Annotated in this window: 22 protein-coding genes and 1 tRNA gene; 13 read left to right on the top strand and 10 right to left on the bottom strand. The window is 57.5% G+C overall.

Features of this window, described 5'->3' with window-relative positions:
• The first annotated feature begins 22 nt into the window (after positions 1-22).
• Complete coding sequence (gene scpA / locus AC0JZ1_RS18660) at positions 23-2,161, top strand: methylmalonyl-CoA mutase (protein WP_471883942.1); 2,139 nt, start codon at positions 23-25, stop codon at positions 2,159-2,161.
• Positions 2,162-2,165: 4 nt separating this feature from the next.
• Here scpA and dxr read toward each other — a convergent pair whose 3' ends face one another.
• On the bottom strand, positions 2,166-3,326 hold the full coding sequence (gene dxr / locus AC0JZ1_RS18655) for a 1-deoxy-D-xylulose-5-phosphate reductoisomerase (protein WP_471883941.1): 1,161 nt from the start codon (positions 3,324-3,326) through the stop codon (positions 2,166-2,168).
• A 148-nt stretch (positions 3,327-3,474) separates the two neighbouring features.
• Here dxr and AC0JZ1_RS18650 point away from each other — a divergent pair, with 148 nt between their 5' ends.
• The 3 genes from AC0JZ1_RS18650 to AC0JZ1_RS18640 all read left to right on the top strand — a co-directional run bounded on the left by AC0JZ1_RS18650 (position 3,475) and on the right by AC0JZ1_RS18640 (position 6,156).
• Complete coding sequence (locus tag AC0JZ1_RS18650) at positions 3,475-4,695, top strand: FAD-dependent oxidoreductase (protein WP_471883940.1); 1,221 nt, start codon at positions 3,475-3,477, stop codon at positions 4,693-4,695.
• A 243-nt stretch (positions 4,696-4,938) separates the two neighbouring features.
• A complete protein-coding gene (locus AC0JZ1_RS18645; protein ID WP_471883939.1) occupies positions 4,939-5,346 on the top strand; it encodes a hypothetical protein in 408 nt (135 codons plus the stop codon).
• A gap of 165 nt (positions 5,347-5,511) precedes the next feature.
• A complete protein-coding gene (locus AC0JZ1_RS18640; RefSeq protein WP_471883938.1) occupies positions 5,512-6,156 on the top strand; it encodes an exopolysaccharide biosynthesis protein in 645 nt (214 codons plus the stop codon).
• 2 nt (positions 6,157-6,158) lie between these two features.
• Here the strand turns inward: AC0JZ1_RS18640 and AC0JZ1_RS18635 are convergent.
• Positions 6,159-6,235: transfer RNA gene (locus AC0JZ1_RS18635), tRNA-Arg, on the bottom strand.
• 42 nt (positions 6,236-6,277) lie between these two features.
• Positions 6,278-7,441: a M20 aminoacylase family protein gene (locus AC0JZ1_RS18630; protein WP_471883937.1), complete on the bottom strand. Its 1,164-nt coding sequence runs from the start codon at positions 7,439-7,441 to the stop codon at positions 6,278-6,280.
• Positions 7,442-7,607: 166 nt separating this feature from the next.
• Here AC0JZ1_RS18630 and AC0JZ1_RS18625 point away from each other — a divergent pair, with 166 nt between their 5' ends.
• Together AC0JZ1_RS18625 and AC0JZ1_RS18620 are read left to right on the top strand one after the other, a co-directional pair.
• Positions 7,608-8,696, top strand: coding sequence for a D-alanyl-D-alanine carboxypeptidase family protein (locus AC0JZ1_RS18625; protein ID WP_471883936.1), 1,089 nt, complete (start codon positions 7,608-7,610; stop codon positions 8,694-8,696).
• Positions 8,697-8,773: 77 nt separating this feature from the next.
• Positions 8,774-9,952 carry a CobW family GTP-binding protein gene (locus tag AC0JZ1_RS18620; RefSeq protein WP_471883935.1) on the top strand — a complete coding sequence of 393 codons (1,179 nt, stop codon included), beginning with the start codon at positions 8,774-8,776 and terminating at the stop codon, positions 9,950-9,952.
• Positions 9,953-9,976: 24 nt separating this feature from the next.
• On the opposite strand, the gene AC0JZ1_RS18615 is transcribed toward AC0JZ1_RS18620, so the two are convergent.
• The 5 genes from AC0JZ1_RS18615 to AC0JZ1_RS18595 form a co-directional block, all read right to left on the bottom strand.
• A complete protein-coding gene (locus AC0JZ1_RS18615; protein ID WP_471883934.1) occupies positions 9,977-10,204 on the bottom strand; it encodes a sulfurtransferase TusA family protein in 228 nt (75 codons plus the stop codon).
• A 5-nt stretch (positions 10,205-10,209) separates the two neighbouring features.
• A complete protein-coding gene (locus AC0JZ1_RS18610) occupies positions 10,210-11,562 on the bottom strand; it encodes a L,D-transpeptidase family protein (protein WP_471883933.1) in 1,353 nt (450 codons plus the stop codon).
• A gap of 190 nt (positions 11,563-11,752) precedes the next feature.
• A complete protein-coding gene (locus AC0JZ1_RS18605; protein ID WP_471883932.1) occupies positions 11,753-12,706 on the bottom strand; it encodes an acetyl-CoA carboxylase carboxyltransferase subunit alpha in 954 nt (317 codons plus the stop codon).
• A 50-nt stretch (positions 12,707-12,756) separates the two neighbouring features.
• Positions 12,757-13,704 (bottom strand): site-specific tyrosine recombinase XerD, encoded by a 948-nt coding sequence (gene xerD / locus AC0JZ1_RS18600; RefSeq protein ID WP_471883931.1) that lies wholly within the window; start codon positions 13,702-13,704, stop codon positions 12,757-12,759.
• Positions 13,701-13,880 (bottom strand): hypothetical protein, encoded by a 180-nt coding sequence (locus AC0JZ1_RS18595; protein ID WP_471883930.1) that lies wholly within the window; start codon positions 13,878-13,880, stop codon positions 13,701-13,703. Before AC0JZ1_RS18595 ends, xerD begins: the two co-directional genes overlap by 4 nt.
• 146 nt (positions 13,881-14,026) lie before the next feature.
• Between AC0JZ1_RS18595 and AC0JZ1_RS18590 the strand changes: the two genes are divergently transcribed.
• Positions 14,027-14,632 (top strand): shikimate kinase, encoded by a 606-nt coding sequence (locus AC0JZ1_RS18590; RefSeq protein WP_471883929.1) that lies wholly within the window; start codon positions 14,027-14,029, stop codon positions 14,630-14,632.
• Positions 14,629-15,759 (top strand): 3-dehydroquinate synthase, encoded by a 1,131-nt coding sequence (gene aroB / locus AC0JZ1_RS18585; protein WP_471883928.1) that lies wholly within the window; start codon positions 14,629-14,631, stop codon positions 15,757-15,759. Before AC0JZ1_RS18590 ends, aroB begins: the two co-directional genes overlap by 4 nt.
• 12 nt (positions 15,760-15,771) lie before the next feature.
• Here aroB and AC0JZ1_RS18580 read toward each other — a convergent pair whose 3' ends face one another.
• A complete protein-coding gene (locus AC0JZ1_RS18580; protein WP_471883927.1) occupies positions 15,772-16,053 on the bottom strand; it encodes a BolA family protein in 282 nt (93 codons plus the stop codon).
• 101 nt (positions 16,054-16,154) lie between these two features.
• On the opposite strand from AC0JZ1_RS18580, the gene AC0JZ1_RS18575 reads away from it, so the two are divergent.
• The 4 genes from AC0JZ1_RS18575 to AC0JZ1_RS18560 all read left to right on the top strand — a co-directional run bounded on the left by AC0JZ1_RS18575 (position 16,155) and on the right by AC0JZ1_RS18560 (position 20,804).
• Complete coding sequence (locus AC0JZ1_RS18575) at positions 16,155-16,781, top strand: J domain-containing protein (RefSeq protein ID WP_471883926.1); 627 nt, start codon at positions 16,155-16,157, stop codon at positions 16,779-16,781.
• A gap of 73 nt (positions 16,782-16,854) precedes the next feature.
• Entirely contained in the window at positions 16,855-17,847 is a 993-nt protein-coding gene (gene cobS, locus AC0JZ1_RS18570) for a cobaltochelatase subunit CobS (protein ID WP_471883925.1), read from the top strand.
• 47 nt (positions 17,848-17,894) lie between these two features.
• Entirely contained in the window at positions 17,895-19,787 is a 1,893-nt protein-coding gene (cobT, locus tag AC0JZ1_RS18565; protein ID WP_471883924.1) for a cobaltochelatase subunit CobT, read from the top strand.
• A gap of 9 nt (positions 19,788-19,796) precedes the next feature.
• On the top strand, positions 19,797-20,804 hold the full coding sequence (locus AC0JZ1_RS18560; RefSeq protein WP_471883923.1) for an esterase-like activity of phytase family protein: 1,008 nt from the start codon (positions 19,797-19,799) through the stop codon (positions 20,802-20,804).
• Here the strand turns inward: AC0JZ1_RS18560 and AC0JZ1_RS18555 are convergent.
• Positions 20,721-21,041 carry a hypothetical protein gene (locus AC0JZ1_RS18555; protein WP_471883922.1) on the bottom strand — a complete coding sequence of 107 codons (321 nt, stop codon included), beginning with the start codon at positions 21,039-21,041 and terminating at the stop codon, positions 20,721-20,723. The genes AC0JZ1_RS18560 and AC0JZ1_RS18555 overlap by 84 nt on opposite strands.
• Positions 21,042-21,554: 513 nt before the next feature.
• On the opposite strand from AC0JZ1_RS18555, the gene AC0JZ1_RS18550 reads away from it, so the two are divergent.
• On the top strand, positions 21,555-22,103 hold the full coding sequence (locus tag AC0JZ1_RS18550) for an ATP-binding protein (RefSeq protein WP_471883921.1): 549 nt from the start codon (positions 21,555-21,557) through the stop codon (positions 22,101-22,103).

Raw genomic sequence — 22,103 nt, 5'->3', positions numbered from 1 at the left:
GTCATCAGGGGGAGGCCGTTCCATGTCCAAGAAAACCGTCGCAGACTGGCAGGCGCTGGCCGAAAAGGAGCTGAAAGCTTCACCGGAAAAGCTGGTGTGGAATACGCCGGAAGGCATACCGGTAAAGCCGCTCTATACGGCTGAGGACCTTGAGGGCATGGAGCATCTGGAAAGCCTGCCCGGCTTCAAGCCCTTTGTGCGGGGGCCGCGTGCCACCATGTATGCGGGGCGGCCCTGGACGATCCGGCAATATGCGGGCTTTTCGACGGCGGAAGAGAGCAATGCTTTCTATCGCAAGGCGCTGGCTGCCGGTCAGCAGGGCGTATCCGTTGCATTCGATCTCGCCACCCATCGCGGTTACGATTCCGATCATCCTCGTGTCGTAGGCGATGTCGGCAAGGCGGGCGTTGCGATCGATAGTGTTGAGGACATGAAGATCCTGTTCAACGGCATTCCGTTGCAGGATATCTCGGTTTCCATGACCATGAACGGCGCGGTCATCCCGATCCTTGCCAACTTCATTGTGACGGGGGAGGAGCAGGGCGTTTCGCGCGACCAACTCTCCGGCACCATTCAGAACGATATCCTGAAGGAGTTCATGGTCCGCAACACCTATATCTATCCGCCCGAGCCTTCGATGCGGATCATTGCGGATATCATTGCCTATACGGCAAAGGAGATGCCGCGCTTCAATTCCATCTCGATTTCCGGCTATCACATGCAGGAAGCGGGTGCGACGCTCACGCAAGAACTGGCCTTCACGCTGGCGGATGGCCGTGAATATGTTCGCGCTGCGCTGGCGCGTGGGCTGAACGTGGATGATTTTGCCGGGCGTTTATCCTTCTTCTTTGCCATTGGCATGAACTTCTTCATGGAAGCGGCGAAACTGCGGGCAGCGCGGCTGCTTTGGTCGCGCATTATGGAAGAGTTCGAGCCAAAGAAGCCGGGTTCGCTGATGCTGCGCACGCATTGCCAGACATCCGGCGTCTCGCTTCAGGAGCAGGACCCCTACAACAACGTCATCCGCACGGCTTACGAGGCGCTCTCGGCGGTGCTCGGCGGCACGCAGTCGCTGCACACCAACGCGCTGGATGAGGCCATTGCCCTGCCGACGGAGTTTTCGGCGCGCATTGCCCGCAACACGCAGCTCATTCTCCAGCACGAAACGGGTGTCACGAAAGTCGTCGATCCGCTGGCCGGCTCCTATTATGTCGAGAGCCTCACCAAGGAACTGGCAGACAAGGCCTGGGCCCTGATCGAAGAGGTCGAGGCGCTGGGTGGCATGACCAAGGCTGTGGCGGACGGCCTGCCGAAGCGGCTGATCGAGGAGGCGGCAACGCGGCGACAGGCGCGGGTGGATCGCGGCGAGGAGATCATCGTCGGCGTCAACAAGTACCGGCTCGAGAACGAAGAGCCGATCGACATTCTGGATATCGACAACACCGCAGTGCGCAATTCGCAGATCAAGCGGCTTGAGCAGCTTCGCCGCCAGCGTGATCCGAAGCGCGTGGAGGCAGCACTTGCCGCGCTGACCGAGGTGGCGCAAACGGGCGAAGGAAATCTGCTCGAGGCGGCAGTGGAGGCCGCCCGTGCTCGTGCCAGTGTTGGCGAAATTTCCGATGCCATGCGCTCTGTCTTTGGTGATCATTCGGCCGTGCCGGAAGTGGTGAGCGATATTTACGGGCCTGCCTATGAAGACGATCCCGAATATCAGACGCTGACGAGCCGTCTTTCCACTTACGCGCAAGCGACGGGGATCAAACCCAAAATGCTGGTCGCCAAGCTTGGCCAGGATGGACATGATCGGGGCGCGAAGGTCATCGCCTCTGCTTTCGGCGATATCGGTTTCCAGGTGGTGGCGGGTCCGCTATTCCAAACCCCGGAAGAGGCGGCGAATCTGGCGATTTCGGAAAAGGTGCAGGTGGTTGGTATGTCCTCGCTGGCTGCCGGTCATAAAACGCTCGCACCTCAACTGGTGCAGGCGCTGAAAGCAAAAGGTGCGCAGGATGTGATCGTGGTGGTCGGTGGCGTCATTCCCCGACAGGATTACCAGTTCCTGCTGGATTCCGGTGTTGCCGCCGTGTTTGGCCCCGGCACCAATGTTCTGGATGCCGCCCGTGCCATCCTGGACCTGATGGAAGGACGGCGCAGGAACGCCTGACAGATCAGCTAAGGTGTGCCTTCGCCCGATGGCGCGCTTCGAGATCTGCAGCAAACACATCTTCCATCGTGCTTGCGTGGGGAAGATCTGCGAGTTCTTCCATCACCGCCTCGGTGATTTCCGCCATGGAGAGGAACGAGGTTTCGCCGGCAATGAAGGCCTCCAGCGCCACTTCCTTGGCACCGTTCAGCACGGCCCCTTGCACGCCGCCCCGGGTCATGGCGAGCTTCGCCAACCTCAGCGCCGGGAAACGGTTCTCGTCCGGTGCTTCGAAATCCAGCCGCGCCAATTTGGCAAAATCCAATCGCTCGACTGGCAGTTTACCGCGACGCGGGTAGTGAAGCGCATAGCCGATGGCGTGGCGCATGTCCGGACAGCCAAGCTGAGCCAGCACGGAACCATCCGTATAACCTACCATGGAGTGGATGATCGATTGGGGGTGGACGATCACTTCCACTTGCTCCGGTGATAGGCCGAACAGGTGCTTCGCTTCGATCATTTCCAGCGCCTTGTTGAACATGGAGGCGCTATCGATGGAAATCTTCAGGCCCATCGACCAGTTGGGGTGCGCCCGCGCCGTTTCCATGGTGACGTCAGCCATCTGCGCCTTGCTATAGGTGCGGAAAGGGCCGCCGGAGGCCGTCAGGATAACGCGTTCAATGGCGTGACGTTGATTCTCCTCAAGCACCTGGAAGATGGCATTGTGCTCGCTATCGACAGGCAGCAGACGTCCACCACCTTGGCTAACGGCGGAAACGAAAAGATCACCTGCTGAGACGAGGCATTCCTTGTTGGCAAGTGCAATGTCGGCTCCGCGCTTGGCAGCAGCCAGCGTGGGGCGCAAGCCGGCGGTGCCGACGATAGCTGCCATCACCATATCGGCTTCAGCGGAGGCTGCTTCCAGAAGGCCGTTCTGGCCAGCCGCTACTTGAATGCCGGAGCCGGATAGAAGATCGCGCAGCGCCACATATTGGCTTTCATCGGCAGTCACCGCAAGGCGTGCGCGATGTTGTTTCGCTTGGGCTGCCAGAAGCTCGATATTGCCGGAACCCGTCAGCGCAACCACCTCAAAGGCATCTGCTTCCTCCGCCTGGCTAATCACATCCAGCGTGTTTGTGCCAATAGAGCCGGTGGAGCCGAGAATGCTGATGCTGCGTCTGGTCATGCTGAATGCGTTTCCCTTCTTTGCAAATCGTTTACAGTTGGCTGCAACCGCTCACAAGGCCCATTGCTCGAAGTGCTCATTGAAACGCGTTTCAACCAGTGCCACATGCGCTACAATTGCGGGTGACCGACGGCTTTGGAGAGGCAGTATGGCGGAAACGGAATTGACGACATCCTGCGCGATTGCGGGCGGTGGGCCTGCGGGGATGATGCTGGGTCTACTGCTGGCGCGAGCGGGCGTGGACGTGACCGTTGTTGAAAAGCACGCAGATTTTCTGCGCGATTTTCGTGGGGATACGATCCATCCATCCACCTTGGAAGTCATCCACGAATTGGGGTTGGAGGAAAAGTTTCTTAAACTGCCCCATACCCGTGCGGCCAAGCTTTCAGCCGAGATGGGCGGGCGTACGATTACCATGGCGGATTTCTCTCGTCTCCCAGTGCGCAACCGCTTCATTGCCTTCATGCCTCAATGGGATTTTCTCGACTTCCTGTCCGGTGAGGCAGCGCGCTATCCGAATTTTCGTCTGCTGATGAGCGCAAAGGTGAGCGATGTCCTTGAAACCGGCGGGCGCGTTCGCGGTCTTTGCCTCGAAACGGAAGACGGACCACTGACCCTCCGTGCCGATCTGGTGGTTGCCGCTGATGGTCGCCATTCGGTGGTGCGCGAAAAGGCTGGATTAAAGGTGATGAGCTTCGGAGTCCCGAGCGAAGTGGTGTGGATGAAGTTGTCCAAGCAACCGGGAGACCCGGCGGAAACCATGGGACATGCGGGCCCAAGGCAGGGCTTCGTTCTCATTGATCGCGGCGATTACTGGCAGTGTGGCTTCATTGTTCGACGCGGCACCTTCGAAGAGCTTCAAGCGGGTGAACTGGAAGCCTTTCGCGATCTGGTGCGGCAGGTTTCGCCCCTGCCGCCGGAGCGCATGGCGGAAATTCAAAGCTGGAATGATGTAAGCCTGTTGCAGGTGCGCATCGATCGGCTGGAAAGCTGGTGGAAGCCGGGGCTGCTGGCCATTGGCGACGCCGCTCACGCTATGTCTCCCATTGGTGGGGTAGGGGTAAACCTTGCCATTCAGGATGCGGTGGCCGCGGCCAATATCTTGGCAGAACCGCTGCGGACCGGAACTCTTTTGGACGCACATCTTGCCGCGGTTGAAAAGCGCCGTCTTTTCCCCACAAAGGCAACGCAGAAATTGCAGTTGATGATGCGGTCCAGCCGTCGCAAGGACCAAGCCAGCGCTGAACGCCGAAAAGGACCACCAGCATTTATTCGGGGAATCGCTCGTTTCCCGCTTTTATCCCATCTTGCAGGTCGATTGATTGGTCTCGGCTTCCGGATGGAACATGTCGCAAATCGAACCGATTAATGGCGCCTGGGTAGAAACGAGGCATCTATACATCCGCTGGGTGTAGGTTCCGTACGTCACTGTTCTACAATGAGACGAATAAAACCTAGACATATCAATGCTCTTGGTAGCAGGTTGACTTATTGCGTGTTCGTTGTAGTTATTTTTTCCGAATTTTTTACTTTAAGCTGCCATAACTGGTAATGTCTCAGTTTCACCAGTTTTGGCTCGTGCGGGATGTTTGGCAGAAACGAGGAGGGAGCGATGAAAGGCTTCAACGATGGATCTTCTCTTGGCTCGCATTCTCCATGGCGAGGAATGACCATGAACTCGCAACCGCTTGATGGCGCGCTGGTACGCGAATTGGTGGCCTCCTGCGATTGGAGGAGCGCACTTAATCTTCCAAAACTTCTGTTTTCCTACATCAGTTCCGTACTCGATGCGCGGGAACCGAACGTCTATCTTATTGATCTCGTTCCTTCTTTGAGTGCGACTGCACATTCGTTCCTTATTGGGATAGGTGCATTTAACAGGGCACCCCTACCGGAGCAGGAAGTGGCGCATCGACGCGGGCGACTGTTGGAGTGCCTGGATGCTTTCATCGATGAAGCGCGGTTGAGCCAGCAAAGCAGCCTGTTCCTTGAGGCTCTCAAGTCCAGCGAGCACAATTGAAGCTATTCTGTTAGCGCTAACAAATATCTTTCTCATGCAGGACTGGAAATTCTGCGTGCGGTCCACAATTTAGGTGCATGAAGTTTTTCATAAGTATAGATTTTCGGTTCAAGCCTCAATCCTGCTGTGTTGGGAACTTCCCGGAATGGGAGAGGGCTGAATGCGATGGTTGATCATCATTCGGCCCAGCCCAAAGCTATTTCGCGGATGCTCGATGATCTCGCGTCTCACTGGGCTGGGCGAAAATTCAGTCTCGCTGATCTCTTGAATTCGCTTGGACCTCAAGCAACCGCTTCTATTCTATTGGTCTTCTCTATCCCTGCTATCGTGCCAACACCGGGCATTCCGGCAGGAATGGTTTTCGGGACGGCGCTGGCCATCCTTTCGTTCCAGCTGATCGTGGGAGCCGAGAAATTCTATCTGCCGAAGCGGCTGGCACGGATTGAGCTATCTGACACCCTGTTGAAAGCCATGCAGGTATGGCTTGCGCCGAAGCTGGCATGGTTGGAGGGTTGGCTGCGTCCAAGGCTTGTAGGCCTGACATCAAAGGCCACGATACGTTTGCATGGGCTGTTCGTGCTGGTGATGTCGGTCCTGATTGCGCTGCCTATTCCCTTCGGCAACGTTCTTCCGGGTCTTGCGATATTCTTTGTCGCGCTTGGACTTGCTCAACGCGATGGCGTGGCGATCCTGATCGGCATCGCTTTCGGAATAGGTGCGATCGCCTTCTCAGCATTCATTTTTCTAGGCGGATGGTGGATTATCAGCGGCTGGATGGGCTGGGGCGACGAAGGTAACGCTACCCTGTAAAATGGCGTCCACGAGAGGATTCGAACCTCCGACCCCAGGATTAGGAATCCTGTGCTCTATCCTGCTGAGCTACGTGGACACTCTATCAGCTACATAGCCCAGACCATTCGCCTTGCCAAGATCACACTGGCAGCCGCTGTTCGGCAAGTTTTACCCAGTAGGAAATACCGTAGGCAATCGCCTCATCGTTGAAATCATAGGCAGGGTTATGAAGCGGTGCGCTGTCGCCGTTGCCGATCATGATATAGGCGCCGGGCCGCGCTTGCAGCATGAAGGCGAAATCCTCGCCCGCCATGCTGGGATCGACTTCAGTGTTGACGTGAGGCTCACCCACCACTTCCATGGCGGCACGGGCCGCATGCATGGTTTCTTGCGCGTGGTTGACTGTAACGGGGCAGGCGCGTTCGTATTCCACTTCTGCAATAGCATCGTTCGCTGCGGCAATGCCTTCGGCAATCTGGCGAATGCGCATGTCGGCCATATCACGAACACTCTCATCCAGGCTGCGCACCGTGCCAGCAAGATAGGCTTCTTCGGGAATGATATTGTGTGTCGTGCCTGCGTGAAACTGCGTGATGGACACGACGACCGAACGCAGGGGATTGGCATTGCGCGCGGCAATCAATTGCAGCCCATTTACGATTTGTGCGCCGATTGCAATCGGATCTGCCGTACGATGCGGCTCTGCTGCATGGCCGCCGCGCCCTTTGATGGTAATCGAGAACTTGTCGGGCGCCGCCATGATGCCGCCCTTGCGAATGGCAAAAGTGCCAAGTGCCATGCCCGGCATGTTGTGCATGCCATAGACTTCCTGAATATCGAAGCGCTCCATCAGTCCGTCCTCAACCATGGCCAGCGCGCCCCGGCCACCTTCTTCCGCAGGCTGGAAGATGACGGCGACGGTGCCGGCAAAGTTGCGAGTTTCCGCCAGATAGCGGGCCGCGCCCAACAGCATGGCCGTATGTCCATCATGCCCGCAGGCATGCATCTTTCCCGGAGACAAGGATGCATAGGATTTGCCAGTGATCTCCTGCAATGGCAGCGCATCCATATCCGCCCGAAGACCGATCACCCGGTTGCTTTTTTCGCGGCCATGGATAAGACCAACTACGCCTGTGCGGCCAAGGCCGGTCACAATCTCGTCAACGCCGAAGCTCTTTAACCGCTCTTCCACGAAGGCGGCAGTCTCCTCCACATCATAGAGAATGCCTGGATTTTGATGGATGTGATGCCGCCATTCCATGACTTCCTGCTGCAATTCGGCGGCTCTATTCAAAATCGGCATTGCAATTCCTGACCTGTGACACTGATAGGCGAAGCAATTCGATATTGCGCTGCGGAATTGACGGAATCAATCATCTTTGCCATGTCTACCACTTGAGTTTGCGCCCGCTGCACCTTCTCGCGCGCTATCCAGACGAGGTCTATCCTTGCCATATCGGTTAAATGTCATGCCGTCCGTTCGTCGGTCCATCCAAGTCTTGCTGGCTGCGGCGGTTACCGCATCAGCCCTCGCGCAGACTGCCTCAGCCAACCCGAAAATGGTTGTGGATGTGCAAACGGGCCGCGTTATTGCTCATCAGGAAGCTTTCCGTCGCTGGTATCCCGCCTCGCTCACCAAGCTGATGACCTCATATGTGACCTTCCGCGCCTTGAAGAGCGGACGCGTGACCCTAGACACACCGGTGGTGATGAGCAAGCGTGCGGCCGACCAGCCGCCGAGCAAGATGTTCTTGCGCCCGGGCTCATCCATGACGCTCGACGCGGCCATGAAAATTCTTCTCGTCAAATCCGCCAATGATATTGCGGTTGCAGTTTCAGAAACGGTGGGCGGTTCAACGGAACAGTTCGTGGATATGATGAACGCCGAGGCAGCCCGCCTTGGCATGCGCTCGTCCCACTTCATCAATCCGCACGGTTTGCCCGGCAAGGGGCAATATACGACTGCTCGCGATCTGGCTGTGTTGACCATGCAGTTGAAGCGCGAGTTTCCTGAATATGCCAGTTACTTTTCGCTAGAAGGTGTGACCACCGGCGCAAAGGAATATCCGAATTACAATATGCTGATTGGCCGCTTCGATGGGGCAGACGGAATGAAGACCGGCTTCATCTGCGCCTCCGGCTTCAATCAGGTTTCTTCTGCCACGCGTGATGGCCGCAGCGTCATATCGATTGTCCTCGGATCGGATAGTCTTGGCGGGCGTGCCGATGAATCTGCTGAACTTCTGCAAAAGGGCCTGACTGCTCCTGCCAACCAGGGCCAGCCACTGGCGTCATTGGCCCCTTATGGACCCGATCAGGATCAGGTTGTGGATATCAGCACGCAGATATGCAATCCCAAGGCCGCCAAGGTGCGTAGCGAAGGGCGGGATGATGAAGGCCGCATGGTCCTGCATTCGCCTTACGTGCATGAAATGACGCGTCCGCCGCAGTTTACCTATGCAGGCATTGTAGCTGTGGCTGCGCCAGAAAAACCGGTAAGTGCGGGCGGCCAGCCCTCCAATGTGCCGGTGCCCATTCCACGGCCCGCCACGTTTTGACAAGCACTGGTATATGGTTTCTCTCCTGACTTCGCGTTAAACAGGGCAGCAAAAGCGCTGCCAGGACTGGATTGCCGATGCCAACCATGAGTGACCGTATTCCCGTTTCCATCCTCACGGGCTTCCTGGGGGCGGGAAAGTCGACCCTTCTCAACCGTATTCTTAAAGATCCGGCTGCGCATGATACGGCTGTGATTATCAACGAATTCGGTGAAGTTGGTATTGATAACTTCCTGGTTGAAACGTCCGGCGATACGCTTCTGGAATTGTCCAACGGCTGCCTGTGCTGCACCGTGCGTGGAGAGCTGGTAGAAACGCTGGCCTCTCTGGTGGACCAGATCCAGACCAAGCGGATGAAGCCGATCCGCCGCGTTGTGATTGAAACGACCGGCCTTGCGGACCCGGCCCCTGTCATGCAGGCGGTGATGGGCAATCCCGTCATCGCACAAAGCTTCAGTCTCGATGGCGTCGTGACCGTGGTCGATGCGGTTCACGGGCTTTCCACCATTGCCCGTCACCCGGAAGCGTTAAAGCAGGTGGCGGTCGCTGACCGGTTGGTGTTGAGCAAACAGGGCATGAGTGAGCCGCAGGCCGTTCAGCAACTGATGCAGCGATTGCGCAGCCTCAATCCACATGCACAAATCGTGAATGGTGACAGCGAGGTTGCCCATCAGATCGCCCTGTTGGTCAACGGCCTCTACGATGCCGATACCAAGGTGCCGGACGTGGCGCGTTGGCTGATGCAAGAAGAGGCGCATGACCATCACCACCATGAAGGTCACGGTCACCATGGGCATCATCATGACCATGATCACGAAGACCATGACCATCATGAAGAACACGCCGACCATCACCACCATCACGATGTGAACCGTCATGGTGCTGACATTCGATCCTTCTCCATCATTCACGATCAGCCCATCCACCCTATGGCGGTGGAAATGTTCGTTGATCTGTTGCGCTCTGCCCATGGTGAAAAGCTGCTGCGTATGAAGGCGATCGTGCAGTTGAGCGACGATCCGGACCGCCCGCTGGTTCTGCATGGTGTGCAAAGTATCTTTCATTCGCCGGAGCGCCTGCCACGGTGGCCCGAAGGTTCTGACCACCGCACGCGCATGGTGCTGATCACACAAGGCCTGCCTGAGGAATTTGTACGGGATCTCTTTGCAGCCTTCACGGGTCAGCCGCAGGTGGACAGGCCAGACCGTGCCGCTCTGGAAGATAATCCCCTGGCAGTGCCCGGCATGAAGTTCTGATTGGCAGGAATGGCGGGGCAAGCCTCAAGGCTTGCGTATCACGAACCGGTGGCCGCTCTCGGTTCGCTCAATCTGGACGAGTTCATAGCCGTCTTCGCGGCAGAAGTGCGGGATATCGATACCTGCCAAAGGATCAGTAGTTCTTAATGTAAGTTGAGCGCCTGAGGCGAGGCTGGCCATCTTCTTGCGAGTCTTCAGAACCGGCAACGGGCATTTCAGCCCGCGCAGATCATACTCCTCATCGGAGCGCATAGAGCTTACCAGAGCTTCCAGAACGGCTTCTTCTCATCTTCCACGGGTGCAGATGCAGGCTGAGCGGAGGCGTAAGCAAGCGGATTGTGGGCTGGGACTGGAATGCCGTTGACCACTTGGCCAGCCGCAGCGGGTGCCGCATTGGATGCCATTTGCGATTGTGTGGATGCACCTGGGCGCTTCATATCGCTTGGCGCGGCCATGGCGGTTGTCACCGACATGGTGGAACGGCTGCCAGGAGCCGCGGAGGCAACGGTGGTGGCAGAAACAGTGCCAAGGCGGCCCTGCTTGGCTGCAGCGCCCGGAGCGGCAGAGGCCAGCATCGTGCCGGCAGGTTTCGCCTTATCCAGCCGCGAGGCCATAAGCGCATCAAACTCTTCCTGCTTCACCAGTTTGCCAGCGGCAAGGGAGGTTCCGGTTGGCGCATAGGCCAAATCCTTGCCCTTGCGCTTGCTGGCCACAACGGCCTTGCGCTCTGCCTCGGTCGGCTCGTACCACACCATGCCGCTCAGTTTTTCAACTGCCTTGGCATAGGCCAGATCATACTGCTTTTCGTAGGCGCTGAGGGCTGCTGTCAGGGCCGGCGGCGTAGATGATGGCGGGCAGGCAGCGCCAGGGCCAGAGGCTTGAGACTGCTGGTTAAAAACGTATTTCTTCTCACAAACGCCAACATCCGGCGGACGCTTGGTCACTTCGAAATTGTCGTAGCCAACCTTCAGCATCTTCCAGAAATCATAGTTTTCGCTGGTGCGGTGACGCGCCATGTTTTCCGCGGTCATGCGGAACGGGAAGGCTTGCAGCTGAATGGTGGACTGTCCGCCCTTGAAGGCATCGCGCGCAAAAGCATAGATCTCGAGGATCTGTTCATCCGTCATCGAATAGCAGCCGGATGACGAGCAGGCACCATGGATCATCAGGTTGGAGCCGGAGCGACCGTTCACAGCGTCATAGCGGTTTGGAAAGCCTGTGTTGATGGCCAGGTAGTACTTGGAATTCGGATTGAGGTGCGCAGGCGTGAGGTTATAGAAACCTTCCGGTGCCTGGCGATCGCCTTCCTTCACCTTGGGGCCGAGCTTGCCGGACCAGGCGCAGATGTCATATTCCGCAATCTTGTCGAAACGGTTGTCGGCCTTTGCTTTCCAGATCTCCATCTTGCCTTCTTCCTTGAAGACGCGGATCGAGATGGGGGAATTGCGCGGCATATTCTTTTTCTGCATCTCCGCAACGATGCGGGACGGCAGAGGCTGTTCCACCTTGTTCTTGACCTTCGAGAGGTCAACGGCGGTGTCAATCGTATCGTTGCAGCCAGCGAGCGCGGTTGCCATCAGAAGAATGTAAGCGACGTGTTTTAAGCGCATCGGTACGGTTCACGTATAATCGAGCAACGGTGCAGGCTATCCTGCATAGCCAATTTGTCTGCGATAATAAAGCGGTAAGGTTTACATTCTCTTAACCGCTTGCGCCAGAGGCGCGTAGTTCCGGCATGTCCTATCAAGAAGAGGCCGCTGGCCGATCATCTCTTTCGAGTGACCGGACAGCGCTATAACATCAGAGATTGCGGCCGATGGCCAGAAATTTCTCGCGACGCACTTTACGAACATCGTCTGGCGACAGCTTGCTCAACTCCGCAATGGCAGCGTTGATGACATCGCCTGCCGCGTCGATGGCCGCTTCCGGATCACGATGCGCACCGCCCAGAGGTTCGGGGATAATGTCATCGATGACGCCGAGCGCCTTGAGATCCTGCGCGGTAATTTTCATGGCAGTTGCCGCCTCGCGTGAGCGGGTCGCATCGCGCCAGAGAATGGATGCAGCGCCTTCCGGCGAAATGACCGAATAGATCGCATGCTCGAGCATGTAGACCTTGTTGGCTGCGGCAATGGCAATTGCGCCGCCCGAGCCACCTTCACCGATCACCACGGAGACCATAGGCACCTTGATGCCAAGGCACATTTCGGTCGAGCGCGCGATGGCTTCCGCCTGGCCGCGTTCTTCCGCGCCAACGCCGGGATAGGCGCCTGCGGTATCGACAAGCGAAATCACCGGCAGGCCAAAACGATCCGCCATTTCCATGACGCGGATGGCCTTGCGATAGCCTTCAGGGCGCGGGCTGCCGAAATTGTGCTTGATGCGCGATTTCGTGTCGTTGCCTTTTTCCTGGCCGAGAACCGCAACCGGCTGGCCACGGAACCGTGCAAGGCCTGCCTGAATGGCGGCATCTTCGCCGAAGGAGCGATCACCGGCCAAAGGCGTGAATTCCGTGAACAGACGCTTGGCGTAATCCAGAAAGTGCGGACGGCGGGCCGTGCGGGCCACCATCGTCTTCTGCGCCGGGGTCAGTTTTGAATAAACTTCGCGCGTGGCTTCCAGCAGCCTGCTTTCCAGGCGCTGAATTTCATCAGAAGTATCGATGCTTTCATCTTCCGAGGCGAGTTTCTTCAACTCGTGGATTTTCGCCTCCAGGTCGGAGATGGGCTTTTCGAAGTCGAGATCGTTATGCATGAGCTCCGTTTTCCGATCGTTAGGCGGCCATGCCGCGCTCCGCCCGGGCTCTAATCGGGGTTTTTCTTGCTTTTTGCAAGAGGGTGATGCGTTTCCACCACTTCCCGCAGCCTTTCTTCAAGCACATGTGTGTAGATCTGGGTGGTCGATATATCGGAGTGACCCAATAGTTCCTGCACCACGCGAAGGTCTGCTCCATTCTGTAACAAATGGCTGGCAAAGGCATGGCGAAGCACATGGGGAGAAATTGTGGCGGTGCGAATTCCGGCCCGTGCGGCAAGACCTTTCAGGTCACGCGCGAAGACCTGTCGTGGCAGGAAGCCCTCTTTTCCGCCTGAGGGAAAGAGCCATTGGCTGTCAGGTTCTCCTGCCGCGATTGCAGATTTGCGAGCATCGGCATAATCGGCCAAGGCGCTGACCGCAGAGCGAGAAAGCGGAACCAGCCGCTCCTTGTTGCCCTTGCCACGGATGATGAGAAAGCGCCCTTCCTGATCCAGAACCTTGGCCGGCAGCGACACAAGTTCGCTCACACGCATGCCAGTGGCATAGAGCAGTTCCATCAGAGCCAGCATGCGAAGCCGCATATATCGGCCCGGCCCATCTTCTTTTGCTTCATCCTGTGCCCGTTGAAGCAGTTTGGTCACATCGGCTTCCGTCAGGGTCTTGGGCAGGCTCTGGCGTTTCTTCGGCGCATCCAGAATGGAGGAGGGGTCATCGGTCCTGATCCCTTCGGCATAGAGAAACTTATAGAACTGGCGCATGGCGGAAAGCCGACGGGCCTGGGAGGATGCTGCAAAACCTTGTGCCGAAAGATGGCCCAGATAGGCCGCAAGATCCTCGCTGGTCGCACGGACCAATGTGGTTTTCTTTTCCCGCAGATGGGCGGAAAGATCATCCAGATCACGCTCATAGGACATCAGCGTGTTGGCGGCGGAGCCACGTTCCGCACTCATCATTTCGAGAAATGCCTCCACCTGTGCGTGGGAGAGATCGCTCATGGCTTGGCTGGCGCAGGCTGGGTTGAGGGCTGTGGCGGGTTGAGGCGTTCCGAGGGAATGCGAACGGTAATGTCGCGTTCACGCGGCTCTACCAGCAGTGCCAGTGCGGAGAGGCCTCCATAGATCACTCCGGCAATCACAGCCAGAATGAACAGGAAGCGGAATAGGGTTGGCATGTCTCACTCCGATTCGACCTTCGCTCTTTATGAGGAATGCGGCTGATAAGCGCAAGAAGCGGGAATGTATGCTTTTGCAAGCGCTTTTGCTTGACGCTGGTCGGTCATTTGTCGATAGGGTTCTCAGCATAGACTGCGAGAGGGCCATGCCGAATTCCATGACTGATCTTTTGAAGTCTCCGCCGGCAAGAACACCGCTGGCTGAGCAGGCACGTCTCGCCATCGGGCGGCGTAATCTCGTTTTTGTCGGTCTCATGGGGGCGGGAAAATCGGTGATCGGTCGCATGGTCGCCCAGCAATTGTCTCTGCCTTTCATAGACACGGATGCCGAGATCGAGCGTGTTTCCCGCATGACGATTTCCGAATTGTTTGCCAGTTACGGTGAAGTGGAGTTCCGGGCCCTTGAAACGCGGGTGATGGAGCGTTTGCTGAAGGGCGGGCCGCGTGTCATCTCCACGGGCGGCGGTGCCTTTATCAACGAGCGCACCCGCGCCGCCATCAAGCGTGACAGTGTCTCCGTCTGGTTGCGGGCGGATTTGGAAATCCTGTGGGAGCGCGTCAGCCGCCGCGAGCATCGGCCCTTGCTGAAGACCGAAAACCCGAAGCAGACGCTGGAAAACCTGATGAACCAGCGTTACCCGATTTACGCGGAAGCCGATTTGACGGTGGAATCCCGCGATGTGCGCAAGGAAACGGTGACAGCCGAGGTTCTGGCTGCCATCGCAGCAATGGCCGAGGGGCAGGAAAAGTGAAGTCGACAATTTCTCGTGACAATGAACGCCTTGTCCATGTTCCCTTAGGCGAACGCGCCTATGATATCCTGATCGGGCCTGACCTGATTGCCCATGCAGGCGGAGAAATTACCTCTCGCCTGAAGGTACGCAAGGCCGCCATCATCACGGATGAGAACGTAGCGCCGCTCTATCTCGACCGCCTGGTCGATAGCCTTCAGACAGATGGCGTGGAAACCGTTTCGCTGACGCTTCCGGCGGGTGAAAAGACAAAAAGCCTGGAGCATCTGGCCACCGTTTGCGATCTCGTGCTGTCTGCGCGGATTGAGCGCAATGATGCAGTCATCGCACTTGGTGGCGGTGTTATTGGCGATCTTGCGGGGTTTGCGGCGGGCATCGTTCGCCGAGGCGTGCGGTTCATTCAGGTGCCGACGAGCCTGCTTGCGCAAGTGGATTCGTCTGTCGGCGGCAAAACCGGAATCAACACCCGACATGGCAAGAACCTTCTCGGTGTCTTCCACCAGCCAGATCTCGTGCTGGCGGATACGAGCGCGCTGGATAGTTTAAGCGAGCGTGAATTTCGCGCTGGCTATGCGGAAGTGGCGAAATACGGCCTGATCGACCGGCCCGATTTTTTCGAATGGCTGGAAAAGAACTGGAAAGACGTATTCGCCGGTGGTGCAGCGCGTGCAGAAGCCATTTCCATCAGCTGCCAGTCCAAGGCGGATGTGGTGGTTGAGGATGAGCGCGAGACAGGTCGGCGCGCGCTTCTCAACCTTGGCCACACATTCGGCCATGCGCTGGAAGCAGCCACGCAATATGATAGCCGCCGCCTAGTGCATGGGGAGGGTGTTGCCATTGGAATGGTGCTTGCGCACCGTTTTTCCGCGCGCCTCAACCTGGCAAGCCCGGATGATGCTATCCGTGTGGAAGCACATTTGAAGGCTGTCGGGCTCCCGACCGAAATCTCAGATATTCCAGGTGAGCTGCCGTCAGCTGAGGTTTTGATGGATGCCATCGCGCAGGACAAGAAGGTGAAAAGCGGCAAGCTGACCTTTATCCTGACGCGGGGTATCGGCCAAAGCTTCGTTGCAGACGATGTTGCAACCTCTGAGGTTCAAACCTTCCTCTCGCAAAACCTGGGCTAAGACCTTATTTAGTTACCAGCGGGTCGGCTCGCCCGGTGCCGCTGGTTCCACCGCCAGAGCATGCAATCCGGCATCCAGTTCAGGCTTCAGGAGATCGTTGACAAGACGGTGCCTCTGAAGGCGGCTGAGGCCAGAAAAACGTGCCGAGACCACACGCACCCGCATGTGAGACTCTTCCTGCCCCGTTATCCCGGGTTGATGTCCCGCATGGTGATGGCTTTCGTCTATCACCTCCAGACGTTCTGGTGCGAGGTGTTCGGAAAGCGTCGCTTCGATGCGTGAGCGGACCGTCATGTTCTTGAACTTTCTTTCGTGAAAGGGGAACCCAGAAAGCAGCAAGAATCCGCTTTGTCAATTCTTGTCCTCATTCTGCTGGCACCCCATAATGTGGCTAGATGAAACTCGATTCCAAATATTTCGATCGCATCCGGACGCGCCGGAAACGCGAGCAGGAAGCGCCACCACAGGCGCCGACCTGCCAGTGGGATGGGTGCGACAGGCCGGGCGCCCACCGCGCACCTGTTGGACGCAACGCTGAGGGCCAGTTCTTCCTTTTCTGCTTTGAGCATGTGAAGGATTACAACAAGGGCTACAACTATTTCTCCGGCCTCTCCGATAGCGAAATCGCGCGCTACCAGAAGGAAGCAATTACCGGACACCGCCCCACCTGGACCATTGGCGTCAACAAATCGGCAAAGCAGTCTCCGCTGCATTCCACTGCACGCTCAGGTTCTGCGGCAAGCTTCAACCGGGTGAAGGATCCGTTCGGCTTCGTACGTGAAGGCCAGGGTGCTGCTGGTGGTGCGGCGCAGCCAATGCGCAAAGTAAAGACGTTGGAAGCGAAAGCTTTCGACACAATGGGCTTGACTGCGAGTGCAACCGCAGCCGAAATCAAGAGCCGCTACAAGGAACTGGTCAAGAAGCACCATCCGGACGCGAATGGCGGCGATCGCGGATCGGAAGAACGATTTAGGGCTGTGATACAAGCCTACCAATTGTTAAAGCAGTCAGGTTTCTGCTAAGCCGTTCTGGTGCAAGGCAACATGGCAGTGAGGATTGCGACCGGACCGGGACGCGGTTTGGCGTGGAGTGGTGATGAGCAAAATCGATCTTGATATTTCCAACCTTCCGGACACAACCGTCTCTGTCCGTGACGTTTTCGGCATCGACACGGATTTGAAGGTTCCCGCTTACAGCAACGGCGACCCTTATGTGCCTGAGATGGACCCGGACTACCTGTTTGACCGTGACACGACGCTGGCGATTCTTGCCGGTTTCGCGCACAACCGCCGCGTCATGGTGTCCGGTTATCACGGCACGGGTAAATCCACCCATATCGAGCAGGTTGCAGCGCGCCTGAACTGGCCTTGCGTTCGCGTGAACCTCGATAGCCATGTCAGCCGTATCGATCTCGTCGGCAAGGACGCCATCGTCCTGAAAGACGGCAAGCAGGTGACCGAATTCAAGGATGGCATTCTGCCCTGGGCTTACCAGCACAATGTCGCTCTGGTTTTCGATGAATATGATGCGGGCCGTCCAGACGTGATGTTCGTGATCCAGCGCGTTCTGGAAAGCTCGGGCCGCCTGACGCTGCTCGACCAGAGCCGTGTTATCCGTCCTCACCCAGCCTTCCGCCTGTTCGCGACAGCCAACACGGTTGGCCTTGGCGATACGACGGGTCTTTATCACGGTACGCAGCAGATCAACCAGGCGCAGATGGACCGCTGGTCTATCGTTACAACGCTGAACTATCTGCCGCATGAGAAGGAAGTCGATATCGTTGCCGCGAAGGTGAAGAGCTTCGGTGCAACGTCTGAAGGTCGCGAGACCGTGTCCAAGATGGTGCGCGTGGCCGATATGACTCGCGCCGCCTTCATGAACGGCGACCTTTCGACCGTCATGAGCCCACGTACCGTCATCACATGGGCGGAAAATGCGGCCATCTTCGGCGATGTCGCCTTCGCATTCCGTATCACCTTCCTCAACAAGTGCGATGAGCTGGAACGGACCTTGGTGGCCGAGCAATATCAGCGTGCCTTTGGTGTGGAACTGAAGGAAAGCGCTGCAAACATTGTTCTGGGTGCGTGAGGCTGACAATCAAGGCAAGCACAGGCAGGCAAGCAAGGTAGAAAAACATGGCAGGCCGCGGCGATAATTCCCAGGCAAAAAGTGGTGGTCCGGTGGATACCGAGCCACTACGCCGCGCTATAACCGGCTGCGTTCGTTCCATCGCCGGAAACGGGGAGGTGGAGGTTTCCTTTGCCAATGAGCGCCCAGGCATGGCGGGAGAGCGCATTCGCCTGCCGGAAATTTCCAAGCGTCCGACTGCCCATGAACTGGCCGTGACTCGCGGGCTTGGCGATTCCATGGCGCTGCGCATTGCCTGCCACGATACGAATGTTCATGCCGCCATGTCCCCGCAGGGGACCGATGCCCGCGCTGTATTCGACGCTGTCGAGCAGGCGCGCGTGGAATCGATCGGCTCTCTTCGCATGTCCGGCGTGGCTTCCAATATCAGCAGCATGAACTCGGAAAAATATGCGAAGGCAAATTTTTCCGGCGTGCAGCGGCAGGAAGATGCGCCGATTGGCGAGGCCATGGCCATGCTTGTGCGCGAAAAGCTGACAGGCACTGCACCACCGGCCAGTGCTGGCAAGGTTCTCGATCTCTGGCGTCCCTTCTTTGATGAAAAGATCGGCGGCGACCTGGATAACCTGAGAAGCGTTGTTGAGGATCAGCAGGCTTTCGGCAAGCTCGTTCGCCATATGCTGTCCTCCATGCAGATGGCGGAAGATTACGGCGACGAGGAGAACGAACCGGAAGACGCCGAAAACGAGAACGACGACGAACAGCCACGCAGCAACGAGACCGAGAACGAAGAAGTCGAGGAAGATGCGGGCTCCGATGCCGCTCCGGCAGAGGAAAGTCAGGCTGCTGAGGAGCAGTTGGACGAAGGCGAGATGGATGGTGCGGAAATCTCCGATGACGATATGTCGGATGATGATGACGACCAATCCGAGACCCCCGGTGAAACGCGCCGCCCCAATCTGCCCTTCGATGACTTCAACGAGAAGGTGGATTACAACATCTTCACCCAGGCCTTCGATGAGGAGATCACGGCAGAAGAACTCTGCGACGAGGCAGAGCTTGACCGCCTTCGTGCCTTCCTCGACAAGCAACTTTCGCATTTGCAAGGTGCGGTGGGCCGGCTGGCAAACCGGCTGCAACGCCGCCTGATGGCGCAGCAGAACCGCTCTTGGGACTTCGATCTGGAAGAGGGCTATCTTGACCCGGCTCGCCTCGTGCGTCTGGTGATCGATCCCATGCAGCCGCTCTCCTTCAAGCGCGAGCGCGATACGCAATTCCGCGATACCGTCGTGTCTCTGGTCATCGATAATTCAGGCTCCATGCGCGGACGGCCCATTACGGTTGCCGCAACCTGCGCCGATATTCTGGCGCGTACGTTGGAGCGCTGCGGCGTGAAGGTGGAAATTCTGGGCTTCACGACCAAGGCCTGGAAGGGTGGGCAGAGCCGCGAGCAGTGGCTGGCCAGTGGCAAGCCACCCATGCCGGGCCGTCTCAACGATCTGCGGCACATCATCTACAAATCTGCCGATGCGCCATGGCGGCGGTCGCGCCGCAACCTTGGCCTGATGATGCGCGAAGGCCTGCTGAAAGAAAACATCGACGGCGAAGCGCTGATGTGGGCGCATAATCGCCTGATTGGTCGGCCAGAGCAGCGCAAGATCATGATGATGATTTCCGACGGCGCGCCGGTGGATGATTCGACGCTTTCGGTCAATCCCGGCAACTATCTTGAGCGGCATTTGCGGGCGGTGATCGAGCAGATCGAAACCAAATCGCCGGTCGAGCTTCTGGCAATCGGTATCGGCCATGATGTGACGCGCTATTACCAGCGTGCGGTGACAATCGTGGATGCGGACGAGTTGGCTGGCGCCATGACCGAACAGCTGGCATCGCTGTTTGATGAAAACGCAGGCAAGGGCCGTGTGCGCCGTGCGGGCTGATCGGTCCGCATGAGCATCAAAACCAGCATTTTTCGGTTCACTATTGCGCTCGGGCTATGCGGAGCTTCGGTTCCGGCGTCTGCGGTTGAGACGAGTGTTGCTGCGCCTGTGCAGGTTCTGCCGATTCATACGTTCAAGTCAGGTTCGGATGAGAGCCGTTTCGGGACGTTGCAGTTCGTGGGCGGATTGGAATTCACCTCAAAGGAGCCGCTTCTTGGCTCGCTGTCCGGCATTCGCTTTCGCGCCGATGGTGTGCATTTCGTATCCATACTAGATACCGGCCACTGGCTGACAGGCGAGATCGAGCGCGATGCGCAAGGACGCCTGGCCAATCTGCATGGCCTGACGATTTCCCCCATGCGCGATGCCTCTGGCGAGACGCCGCGTTGGAAGGGGGCCATTGATGCGGAAAGCCTCGCTTTGCGCCGTGGCCAAATCCTCGTCAGCTTTGAGCGGCTTCATCGGGTGGATGTCTATCCAGATCCGGGTTTTGAGACGGCCAAGCCAATCGAGGGGTTGGATATTCTGATCCCGAAGGACGAGTTGCGGGGCAATGGTGGGCTGGAGACGGTTGTGGTTTCGCCCGAAACGAGCCCCCTCAAGGGTGGCGCCTTGACGATTGCGGAAAAGAGCGTGGATACGAATGGCAATCTCTACGCTGCCATTCTCGATGGTCCGCTGAAAGGTCAGTTCAAGGTTCGCAAGAATGACCCTTGGGATGTGACAGATGGTGCCTTTTTGGCCAATGGCGATTTGTTGCTGCTAGAGCGTCGGTTCAACTTTCTCGCCGGTGTCGGAATGCGCATTCGACGGATCGAAGCCGCTTCCATCAAGCCCGGAGCGATCATCGATGGCCCGGTGCAGATTGAGGCGGATGGCAGTTTCCAGATCGACAATATGGAAGGCATAGACATTGTGGTGGGTGCCGATGGCTTACCGCATATCATCCTTGTTTCCGATGATAATCACTCGATCCTTCAACGGAACCTCATGCTGGAGTTTCGGCTGATCGAATAGCGGCATGAGTTCTTTTTCCAGCTCCCGCAAATCTTTGCTTCGTGTTCGGGAATTTTCCGCGTTGAAATAGCCGGACGCTATACCCTGCAGGGTGTGCTTTCGATCCTTGCTGGCGACAAGGATTTTGATGGCAGCGAGAGCAAATGCTGGTGGCACCAGCACCAAAAGCGCCTTGATGGCATCCGGTGAGGCACGGAAGGTCGCGAGCAGATCGGCAAGAAAATTGTAGTCATCCATGACCCTTATGGCTCCCGGTCAGTGCATTCGGCACGGGAATGCGCAACAGCCGAAACCGGCGCTGCCCATCACTACGGAATGCGACACTCAAGAACGGGTTTGGCGCGCCAAAGGCCAGTTGCTTGGATAAGGCCCCTGGCGGCCGGGGAGTAGAAAAATCGCACGTAAACGACCGCCCCGACCTTTAGGTGCAAGCACCTTGAACATGCGTCGGGGCCTCCCCAGCCATAGAGGGTAGGAGAGCCTTATAGGGCAATCACAAGCACTCAGCCACTCTAGAATGGCCGAGGGGGCATCTCATGCGGTGGATGCCAGCCGTCACGTGAGGGGTTTTCTAGGCCCCAGGACAGACCCGTTCAAGCCGGTCCCACAACCACGTTACGTCGCATTGGTTGTGGCATCCACTGCAAGATGTGAGGGATTTTTTCCGTGGATGCGCATAAGAGCGAGTAAACTTTCGACTCGGGGAACTGCGTGTGAAGCTGAAGTTCCGGCAAACTGATTGAGGGACAGATGCGAATTCATATCACCGGCGCAAGTGGATCTGGCACGACCACCCTCGGCGAGGCCCTGAGCCGCAAGCTGCATATTCCGCACTTCGATAGTGATCACTTCTTCTGGAAGCCGACCGATCCCCCTTTTCAGGAGAGGCGGGAGGTGGCGGAGCGTATTGCACTGCTTAAAAGGAAGGCGAAGCCCGACGACAGCTGGGTTCTTTCCGGTTCAGCCATGAAGTGGGGCGAGTTTCTTGAGTCGCACTACGATTTGATCGTATTCCTCACACTCGATCCTGACATCCGCATGGAAAGAATCCGGCAGAGGGAGGCCAAGCGCTATGGCGCGCGCATTCTGCCCGGCGGCGACATGGTTGAGATCAGTGCGGAATTTCTGGCTTGGGCGGCCGCCTATGACACTGCCGGACCTGAACAGAGAAGCCGCGCCCTGCATGAGGCATGGCTTGCCAAACAGCAAACACCTATTCTTCGGCTCGACAGCGCTGTGCCAGTGGTAGAATTGGTGAGCCAGGTTCTGGCTCACCCCGTTATAGGCGTGGTGGATTGA

This window comes from Affinirhizobium capsici (genome assembly GCF_977018625.1).
The sequence above is the reverse complement of the archived record's forward strand: the minus strand, read 5'-3'. Positions and strand labels throughout refer to the sequence as shown.